The sequence below is a fragment of the Pedobacter agri PB92 genome (assembly GCF_000258495.1).
GTDB classification, from domain to species: Bacteria; Bacteroidota; Bacteroidia; order Sphingobacteriales; family Sphingobacteriaceae; genus Pedobacter; species Pedobacter agri.
Map to the genome: position 1 here is coordinate 1 of NZ_AJLG01000175.1, position 10,174 is coordinate 10,174.

General features: G+C 38.0%; 8 protein-coding genes, 1 tRNA gene and 1 other RNA gene. 7 read left to right on the forward strand and 3 right to left on the reverse strand.

Features of this window, described 5'->3' with window-relative positions:
- Positions 1-238: 238 nt before the first annotated feature.
- The 4 genes from ON09_RS24465 (at position 239) to ON09_RS19520 (ending at position 3,549) form a co-directional block, all read left to right on the forward strand.
- The gene (locus tag ON09_RS24465) at positions 239-994 is read left to right on the forward strand and encodes an energy transducer TonB (RefSeq protein WP_010602752.1); all 756 of its coding nucleotides are present in this window, start codon (positions 239-241) and stop codon (positions 992-994) included.
- Between the two features lie 11 nt (positions 995-1,005).
- Positions 1,006-1,719 (forward strand): energy transducer TonB, encoded by a 714-nt coding sequence (locus ON09_RS24470; protein ID WP_010602753.1) that lies wholly within the window; start codon positions 1,006-1,008, stop codon positions 1,717-1,719.
- The gene (locus ON09_RS19515; protein WP_010602754.1) at positions 1,719-2,273 is read left to right on the forward strand and encodes a hypothetical protein; all 555 of its coding nucleotides are present in this window, start codon (positions 1,719-1,721) and stop codon (positions 2,271-2,273) included. The genes ON09_RS24470 and ON09_RS19515 overlap by 1 nt, the downstream gene beginning before the upstream one ends.
- 232 nt (positions 2,274-2,505) lie before the next feature.
- A complete protein-coding gene (locus tag ON09_RS19520) occupies positions 2,506-3,549 on the forward strand; it encodes an NAD(P)-dependent alcohol dehydrogenase (RefSeq protein ID WP_010602755.1) in 1,044 nt (347 codons plus the stop codon).
- 169 nt (positions 3,550-3,718) lie between these two features.
- On the opposite strand, the gene ON09_RS19525 is transcribed toward ON09_RS19520, so the two are convergent.
- A tRNA-Lys gene (locus tag ON09_RS19525) sits at positions 3,719-3,791 on the reverse strand.
- Between the two features lie 373 nt (positions 3,792-4,164).
- Between ON09_RS19525 and ON09_RS19530 the strand changes: the two genes are divergently transcribed.
- Together ON09_RS19530 and ON09_RS19535 are read left to right on the forward strand one after the other, a co-directional pair.
- A complete protein-coding gene (locus tag ON09_RS19530) occupies positions 4,165-5,472 on the forward strand; it encodes a sugar MFS transporter (protein WP_010602756.1) in 1,308 nt (435 codons plus the stop codon).
- 81 nt (positions 5,473-5,553) lie between these two features.
- Positions 5,554-6,060 carry a D-glycero-alpha-D-manno-heptose-1,7-bisphosphate 7-phosphatase gene (locus ON09_RS19535; protein ID WP_010602757.1) on the forward strand — a complete coding sequence of 169 codons (507 nt, stop codon included), beginning with the start codon at positions 5,554-5,556 and terminating at the stop codon, positions 6,058-6,060.
- Between the two features lie 108 nt (positions 6,061-6,168).
- Here ON09_RS19535 and fsa read toward each other — a convergent pair whose 3' ends face one another.
- Positions 6,169-6,828 (reverse strand): fructose-6-phosphate aldolase, encoded by a 660-nt coding sequence (fsa, locus tag ON09_RS19540; RefSeq protein ID WP_010602758.1) that lies wholly within the window; start codon positions 6,826-6,828, stop codon positions 6,169-6,171.
- Between the two features lie 83 nt (positions 6,829-6,911).
- Positions 6,912-7,011: signal recognition particle sRNA small type (ffs, locus tag ON09_RS24895), an RNA gene on the reverse strand.
- Between the two features lie 425 nt (positions 7,012-7,436).
- On the opposite strand from ffs, the gene ON09_RS19545 reads away from it, so the two are divergent.
- The coding region (locus ON09_RS19545) for a glutamate synthase central domain-containing protein (RefSeq protein ID WP_010602759.1) at positions 7,437-10,174 on the forward strand (2,738 nt) is incomplete at its 3' end.

Below are 10,174 nucleotides of genomic sequence, written 5' to 3' on the forward strand. Positions count from 1 at the left end.
GTTGCTATAGCACAAAGCTTTGTTTTTAAACCTGATAGTAGCGAGCATGAGCCTTGGGACATAAACGGGTGAAGTGGATAGCAAGGCTAGCACATGCAATGAAATACCTGCTTGATTGTCTTGTGCCATGCAAATAATAACTCACTGATAACGAATGAGAGGTTTTACTTAGCGAATAATAAAGCCAAAAAAATATCTGCTGCTAATAAATTAGTTTAGTTACCTAATTAAAATTAACATGGATGTTAGACGAGAAATTAAGTTACTTCTTGTTTTTTTGACGCTTTCGTTGGCTGGTTTTGCTCAAGGTAGAACACCAGATTTTGTCTTTGAACTTGGTAGCACGAGGTACTTTATGGACTTGAGCAAAGGTAACACAAAAGCAAAAAACGATACGGTATTTTATAATTTGTACAGATTTGGTAAAACCCAAAGGATTGGTAAAGAGATTAAACATATTGTAGACAGAAGAACTGGCGATACGATTATAAGCGGAAGTTACGAGGTGATTAAAAATCAAATTTTTTTCTATCAAAAAGAGAAAAACAAAGCTACTGTCTTGAAACTTTACACCCAGAACAATAAGGGCTTACTTTCGGTACAAAGAGCAGTTTCTACTTTTGTAGCACCTCCAAAGTCAGCGCCAATTGAGCCATTGCCACCCTACGACAATACAGGAAATCCTGAAAAAGTTGATATACCAGCAGAGTTTCCTGGCGGGATAAACAAAGCAAGACTATTTATTGCCAACAATATCCAATATCCAGATGAGGCTGTTGAAGAGGGTGTTAACGGAACAGTACGTGTAAAGTTTACCATTGAGCTTGACGGTTCTATCAGCAATATTCAAATTGTGCAAAAGTTAGGTTACGGCTGTGACGAAGAGGTAATTCGTGTGTTAAAACGGATGCCAAAATGGACACCTGCAAAGCTAAACGGTAAATTTGTGAGGTCGTATTTTATCATGCCGGTGAGTTTTAGGACAACCTATTAACCTTTTTATGAATGATGATAAAACTTTCACTGACATTAGCAATATTTCTCGGTATAACTACGCTAAGTTTTTCGCAAGGTAAAAGATCTGATTTTACCTTTAAACTAGAGAACACCACTTATTTTGTGAACCTGAGTAAAGGAAGTACAAAAGCTGAATACGATACCGTGTTTTATAATTTTTACAGGTATGGAAAACCCGAGTTACTTGCAAAAGAGATCAAACATATTGTGAACAGAAATACTGGCGATACGATTAAGAGTGGTAGTTATAGAGTGGTCAATAATCGGGTATTTTTTGATCGGAATGAAAAAAACGAAGCAACTATACTTAAGGTTTATTCATTTCAGGATGCTTTAAAACCAGCTCCAATCGAGCCGACGCCACCTTACCACAACTACGGTCAGCCTAAGCAAGAACAATTAGAAACAGTAGCAGAATTTCCTGGCGGGATAAACAAAGCAAGGCAGTTTATTGCCAACAATTTAAAATACCCAAAGAAGGCTATTGAACATGGTGTGAATAGTACGGTGCAAGCCAAGTTTACGATTGAAGTTGATGGTTCTCTAACCAACATCGATATTGTAAAGAAATTGGGTTATGGTTGCGATGAAGAAGTGATTCGTGTGCTAAAAAGTATGCCGAAATGGAAGCCCGCTACACTTAAAGGTAAATCTGTGAAATCTTATTTTACAATGCCAATAAGTTTTAAAACAACGGAATAATGACAGCAAGGAAAATTTTTAAGGTCATAGCAATTTTTATCGCGGTAATTATCGCTTTGATTTTGCTATTAGTTGCTTTTGTTTGGGGTAGTGTGGAGTGGAACCATTATAGTAAGAAGAAGGAAGCCATTCGTATGCAAAAGGAAGTATGTGATACTATAAAAACTGTTGACGGAAAATTAACCATTTATTTAGACGGTTTCAATAAGAAAGAACTCCAGAAAATTCACTTTTACCTTCAGCAAGATAAAGTGTTAACAAAAGATACTGTTGTTAGCGCAGAACCTAATAATAATAATAAAGATTTGCAAACCATTATCATGCCATTTGAAAATTTTAACGTTAACGATAAAATCATCGTTTATGTAGGCAAACGTTTTTACGTATTATCAGGATTTAGCTACACTGCAGGTTACAATTACGGGATGTTCGGTCCTGTTGGCTCTTGTGAATGCAGGGGCGGAGGTTATGAAAAAATAAACGAAAAAGAGTCTGGCTCGGGAACACTGATTAAAAAATATGGTTTATTGGATTATCAATTACCACCGAAATAAAATTCCTATAAATCTATCTATATAACTAAAACCTATTTTAAATGTAGTAATATCGACTATCGTTTATGTACTGCTATTAAATAAGCAATGCAACATTGGGAAGGGATCAATTGCGCTATTGCTGATTTTGGTAATTGTTTGAATTTTGTAATGAATGCTTTGAATGTTGTAATATTTTTTGAACTATTACCAATTAATTTTGTTGAAGTATAACTAAATAAAATTTATAAAAATGATAGCAACAAAAGGATATGCAGCACAGGATCCAGGTACAGACTTAGCACCTTGGAATTTTGAGCGTCGCGAAGTTGGACCACATGATGTTCAATTTGAAATATTATTCTGCGGCGTATGCCATTCAGATCTTCACCAAATTAAAAATGACTGGTTTCCTGGTATATTTCCAATGGTTCCAGGTCATGAAATTGTTGGTCGGGTAATTAAAGTAGGTGATCACGTTAAGAAGTTTAAGGTTGGCGACTTAGCAGGAACAGGCTGTATGGTTGATTCGTGTCAGGTTTGCGAAAATTGTAAACAAGACCTGGAGCAATACTGCCTGGAGGGAAACACCCAAACTTATAACGGTTTGGAAAGAGATGGCAAAACTCCTACTTATGGAGGTTATTCAGATTCGATTGTGGTGAGAGAGGAGTTTGTACTTCATGTATCTGATAAACTAAATCTGGCTGCGGTTGCACCATTGTTGTGCGCCGGTATAACTACTTATTCTCCTTTAAGGCATTGGAAAGTAGGGAAGGGACATAAACTTGCTGTGCTTGGGTTAGGCGGCTTGGGCCATATGGCCGTAAAGTTTGGTGTAGCCTTCGGCGCCGAGGTGACCGTATTAAGCACTTCACCTAAAAAAGAAGAAGATGCTAAAAAACTAGGTGCACACCATTTTGTGGTAACTACAGATCCTGAACAAGTAAAAGCAGCCAAAGGAACTTTTGATTTCATTTTGGATACTGTTTCTGCAGAACACGATTTCAATATGTACTTATCATTATTAAGAACCGATGGAACGCATATCTGCGTTGGTGTACCACCTAAACCAGCAGAAATTGCTGCATTTAGTTTATTAGGTGGCAGAAAAAGCCTTGCAGGTTCTGGTATAGGAGGAATTGCCGAAACTCAGGAAATGCTTGATTTCTGTGCAGAAAACAACATTGTATCTGAAATCGAAATGATCGACATGAAAGACATTCATAAAGCTTACGACCGCATGGAAAAAGGCGATGTTCGATACAGATTCGTCATTGATATGGCGACTTTGTAGAATAATACTCCATCAAGACAAAAGCCAGCAGATTTATATTTGCTGGCTTTTTTATTTTAAATGCTTTTTGAATCAACCTCCATTCAGGTATTGGAAACCATAGGCCACCTGACTCTGCTGACAACGGTGCTTGCAACAAAAAAGCCCCACATTTCTGTGAGGCTCTCTGTGATCCCGCTGGGATTCGAACCCAGGACCACTACATTAAAAGTGTAATGCTCTACCAGCTGAGCTACGGAATCTACTTTGTTTAAAAACGTTGTCCGTTTCCTTTAAAGTGATGCAAATATAGGGTTCAAATATATCTCCTGCAAATAAAAATATGCGAAAAGTGCTACTGTATTGATTTATAAGGGAATTAATTATTGATGGAGCTGATTTTTGATAGTATTCATGATTTTCGGCGTTTCTAATCTGGAGACTTACATAGATGACGCTTTGCGAAATTATTGTTTTCATCTCCACACATGCGCAATCTTAATGAATACTTCATATCCGATTTATTAATTTTCTCAAGATTGAAAAATCACGCAAACGTTTGAGTGAAAAAAATAGATTTTATTTGCTTAGTTTGGTCGTATCAACTGAACAAACCAACTAAACTTACTTTTTAAAATGATTAATTCACCTGCAACTCAAAAGAGGACAGCATTGTTACCCATGATCATCTGCTGTGCACTTTTCTTTATTTTTGGTTTTGTCACCTGGGCAAATGGAACGCTGATTCCTTTTCTAAAGTTAGCACTCGACTTAAAAACTGACTTACAAGCATTTTTTGTCACATTTGCTTCTTACATCGCCTATTTCTTTCTGGCATTACCAAGCTCATGGATTTTGAAAAAATTGGGCTTTAAGAACGGCCTGGTACTCGGCATGGTGATATTAGGTTTAGGTTCGCTTGTTTTTATTCCGGCAGCAGATAACAGAAGTTTCGGATTATTCCTCACGGGCATCTTCATTCAGGGATCAGCTATGGCATTGCTACAAACAGCAGTAAATCCTTATCTGAGTATAATTGGGCCAATAGATAGTGCTGCTGCACGAATTTCCATTGCCGGCTTGTGCAACAAAGGAGCCGGCGTAATGGTGCCTATTATTTTCGGACTATTGTTTTTAGATAATGCGAAAGAGGTAACTGCGAAATTAGACGCAACAAGCGATCCCGTTGCTAAAAATGCTATTTTAGATGAACTCTTGCATCGTGTACATACTCCGTACATTGTGTTGGCAGTAGTGTTTGTGCTTTTTGCAGTCCTCATAAAATTTGTCCACTTGCCAGAAATAAATGCAGAAGATGATGAAGCGATAGTTGAAAATGATGATGTAAAGTATACAGCTGCTAAAAACAGCATTTTCCAGTATCCTCATTTATTTTTAGGTGCTTTTGCCATTTTCTGTTGTGTTGCGGTAGAGGTAATGGCAGGTGATATCATAAATACCTATGGCCGAGAATTGAATATCGATGCCAACATATTGCGATTTTCAACCTCGTTTACTTTGATCTGTATGCTAGTGGGCTACGTTCTAGGAATAGCAACCATTCCCAGATTTATCTCGCAACAAATGGCACTAAGAATTTGTGCCCTTTCGGGTGTACTATTAACAATTGTATCTGCATTCACAGCAGGTTATGTTTCCTATTATTCAGTGGCACTGTTAGGTCTGGCAAATTCCTTAATGTGGCCAGCAATTTTTCCCCTCGGAATTAAGGGCTTGGGCAAATTCACAAAAACAGGTTCTGCCGTTATGATTATGGGAATAGCAGGAGGCGCCATCTGGCCATTGGTTTACGGCTTTTTAAAAGATAAGATGCACATCGATTTTCAGCATGCTTTTTTATTTAGCCATGATTCCAGCTTATTTATACATTATCTATTTTGCGATAAAAGGACATCGGGTTGGGATGAAGAAATAAAGCCTTAGCTATTGGCCAGGTTAAACGCTGTCCTTTTTTATTTCTTCATTTTTAACCTATCTTGCGCCAAATTCTCTACATAATATAATATGAATAAAGCAATTTTCCTGGATCGTGATGGGGTTTTAAACCACGAAATTTACGACTATATCTGTCGTGTTGAAGATTTTAAGATTTTAGATTACCAAATCCCGGTATTGAAAAAACTCTATGATGAGGGATATTTATTGATCGTGATCACCAATCAAGGTGGAATAGCATTGAAAAGATATTCTGAACAAGAACTGGCAATCATGCATCAAATGCTTAGAAATGCCTTTGTGGCGAAGGGTGCAGATATTGCAGGCTTTTACTACTGCCCGCATCATCCAACCGTTGGAGGAGAGTGTAAATGCCGTAAGCCAGCATCTGGAATGATTTTAGATGCTATTGACATGTATGATATTGATCCTGCTCAATCGGTAATGATTGGTGATAAACCCAGAGATGTAGAAGCTGCAAATGGGGCAGGGGTGAAAGGGATTTTAATTGAACCTGATGAGCAAATTAATTACCAATTGGTAAAAGATATACTTAGTCGTGAATCACTAGTTTAGAATCTTTGGTCAATTCCAATAAAAAAAGTCCTAAGTAAGAGTTATGCAACTCCATACTTAGGACTTTTTCATTATTAGACCCCAGCTCTAGGACTGAAGATTAATACTTTATTTACCAGCTGCTTTAGCGTGATCGGCTAAGAAAGTTGCTAAACCGCTATCTGTTAATGGGTGTTTTAATAATCCAACAATCGCAGCTAAAGGAGCAGTGATAACATCAGCACCTAATTTAGCACAGTTTACAATATGTAATGGTCCGCGAATCGATGCAGCTAAAATTTGTGTTTCATATCCGTAGTTATCAAAAATCGTTCTGATATCTTCGATTAAAACTAAACCATCGCTAGAAATATCATCTAATCGGCCCAGGAATGGAGAAACGTAAGTTGCACCAGCTTTAGCTGCCAATAAAGCCTGTCCTGCAGAAAAAATTAAAGTACAGTTGGTTTTAATTCCCTTTGAAGAGAAATATTTAATGGCCTTTACACCATCTTTAATCATAGGAACTTTAACAACAATTTTTGGATTCAATGCTGCTAATGCTTCACCTTCCTTTACAATTTCATCAAAAGTTGTAGAAATTACTTCAGCACTAACGTTATCATCAACGATATCGCAAATTGCTTTATAGTGGTTAATTACATTTTCTTCGCCAGTAATACCTTCTTTAGCCATTAAGCTAGGGTTGGTGGTTACGCCATCTAAAATGCCAAGATCTTGCGCTTCTTTGATTTGATCAAGATTAGCTGTGTCAATAAAAAATTTCATGGTTATAAATTCTTAAATGTTTGAGTTTTTGATAAACCCTGAAGAATTTAATATCCCCCCTTCAGGGGGTTAGGGGGTAAAAAAAAGGGCAAGCACCTTCTATCGCACCGCTACAACCTTCTACCCTTGCTATGTTCCCATCCTGGGGGAGTTCAAAGGGAGCTGGTCGTAAAAGACTTGCCCGGCACAAAGGTAGAAAAAGAAGTTGTTTTGCGAAATGCATTTTGCTAATTTTTCAGTCATTTAGTCTATCTAACTGATTAGTAAATTAATAAAATTTATTTCCTTTGTTTTGACGAAATTTTAAAATACGAGAATTCATTATCTCATCATTGAATATTTGTTCATTTATAAATACCTATTTTATATATAAATATTTTGGTTAAATCGATTTATCAAATTTTGTCGGTAAAAACCATGAGTTTTCAGCATAATTACGAATTATAAATTTCATAAAATATCAAGCTTTATGTTGATAATGTTTTATTATATGGGTTTAAATTTGCTTATAAACTAGAATAATCCTAAAAAGCATAGCAACTCTGTAATTTAATATTCGTTTTTTGTATCTTAGTGTTTCCTATACACTAACAACTAACGAGCAAAGAATGGAACCAAACAGTGGATTGTACGATGCGCAATTTGAACACGATGCCTGCGGTATTGGGTTCGTTGCACATGTGAAAGGGCGAAAATCGCATCAAATCATCTCCGATGCACTTACTATTTTAGAAAATCTAGATCATAGAGGGGCATGTGGAGCAGAACCAAATACAGGCGACGGTGCCGGTATCATGATTCAGATTCCCCACGAATTTTTTTACGATGAATGCCTTAAAGCAGGCTTCAGTTTACCTGAAACCAATAATTATGGTGTAGGTATGCTGTTTATGCCTAAGGATATCAGATCGAGAGAAGAGTGTCGCGAACTGATTTATCGTGCCGCTGAAAAGCTTGGCTTGGAGATTTTGGGTTTTAGAAAAGTAGCAACCGATACATTTGACATCGGAAATATGGCGCTTTCGGTAGAGCCGGAAATTGAGCAGGTTTTCATCGCAAGACCGTATGCAGTTGCTGCAGGTGCAGATTTTGAACGTAAACTTTATGTTTTCAAAAATTACCTTATCAAACTCATTACCAATACAGTTCACGGTGGTAAAGATTTTTATATTGTTTCACTTTCAGCACAGACCATTATATATAAAGGTCAGCTAACCTCTTTACAAGTTCGTACTTATTTTACTGATTTAAGCGACAAACGTGTGGTTTCAGCGCTTGGTTTGGTTCACTCACGTTTTGCTACAAATACTTTTCCGTCGTGGAGATTGGCTCAGCCTTTCCGTTTCATTGCACACAATGGTGAGATTAACACGCTGCAAGGAAATCTAAACTGGTTTAGGGCTGGGGTAAAATCTTTTGCTTCTGCTTATTTTACACCAGAAGAATTAGATATGTTGTTGCCTGTAATTGATGAAACCAACTCTGATTCAGGCTGCCTGGACAATGTGATCGAATTGTTGTTGCATGCAGGAAGAACTTTACCTCATGTTTTAATGATGTTGGTTCCTGAGGCTTGGGATGGCAACGAAGACATGGATCCGGTTAAAAGAGCTTTCTATGAATTTCACGCTACTTTAATGGAACCGTGGGATGGGCCAGCGGCAATTGCCTTTACGGATGGAAAATTAATTGGTGCAACATTAGATAGAAACGGCTTACGTCCCTCACGTTACGCCATCACTTCTGATGATCGTGTGATTATGGGGTCTGAAGCTGGTGCTTTAGCCATTGATCAAAGCACCATCATCGAAAAAGGTCGGTTAACACCTGGGAAAATGTTCGTAGTGGATATGGAACAGGGTAGAATCATCAGTGATGATGAAATCAAAACTCAGGTTTGCAGCAAAAGTCCATATGCCGATTGGATCAATCAATATCAAATCCGTTTGGAGGAATTGCCTGAGCCTCGTGTAATGTTTACCGGACTTTCAGAAGAATCTATTTTTAAATACCAGCAAGTATTTGGGTATAGCAGAGAAGATATCGACCTGCTTTTAAAGCCAATGGCTATCGAAGCCAAAGAACCAATTGGTTCAATGGGTACAGATACGCCACTTGCTATCTTATCAAAACGTCCTCAGCATTTATCTAACTATTTTAAACAGTTATTTGCTCAGGTAACTAATCCGCCAATTGATCCTATCCGCGAAAAAGTGGTCATGAGTTTGGCTAGTTTTATGGGAAGTAATGGGAACTTGCTTGAGGAAAATCCTTTGCAATCACACTGTGTAGCCATTAAACATCCGATTTTAACGAATCAGGAACTGGAAAAACTGAGAAGTATTGATACAGGGGTTTTCCAGGCTAAAACATTGCAAACTTATTTTCGTGCGGATGGAAAGCCGGGTGCGATGGCGAAAGCCTTAGATCGCTTATGCCGTTACGCAGTTGATGCAGTGGAAGATGGTTTCCAGGTTATCGTGTTAACGGATAGGGCAATCGATTCGGAACATGCCGCAATGCCATCGTTATTGGCAGTTTCAGCAGTACATCACCATTTAATTCGCAAAGGTTATCGTGGTGCGGTGGGTATTGTAATTGAAGGTGGAGATATTTGGGAGGTGCATCATTTTGCTACCTTATTAGGTTTTGGTGTTACTGCAATCAATCCTTACCTAGCTTTGGAGACTATTAATGGTTTTCAGGAAGAATCAGGTTTATCAGCAGAGCAGCTAACCAAAAATTATATTTACGCAGTAAATAGCGGATTGCTTAAAATCTTCTCTAAAATGGGAATTTCGACTTTGCAATCTTACCAAGGTGCGCAGATTTTTGAAATTTTAGGCTTGAACAAGCAAGTGGTAAACACTTATTTTACTGGTGCGGTTTCCCGGATTGGTGGTTTAGGTTTGGATGAAATTGCGAAGGAAACTTTGATTAAACATCATCGCAGTTTCGGACCAGCCACGCAAACCGAAAACTTATTGCCAGCCGGTGGAACATATAAATTCCGTCGCAGGGGTGAGGCACATTTGTTTAACCCGCAGACGATACACTTGCTGCAAAATGCAACACGCAAAAATGACTACAACATTTTCAAGCAATATTCGAAACTGGTAAATGAGCAAACACAGCAAGCTTATACCATTCGCGGATTGTTTGATTTTAATTATAGCCGTCCATCTGTTCCTTTAAACGAGGTAGAATCTACTGAAGCAATTTTAAAAAGATTTGCAACCGGAGCGATGTCGTTTGGTTCCATTTCCCATGAGGCACACTCAACCCTAGCTATTGCAATGAACCGCATTGGTGGTAAAAGTAATACCGGCGAGGGTAGTGTGTGCGT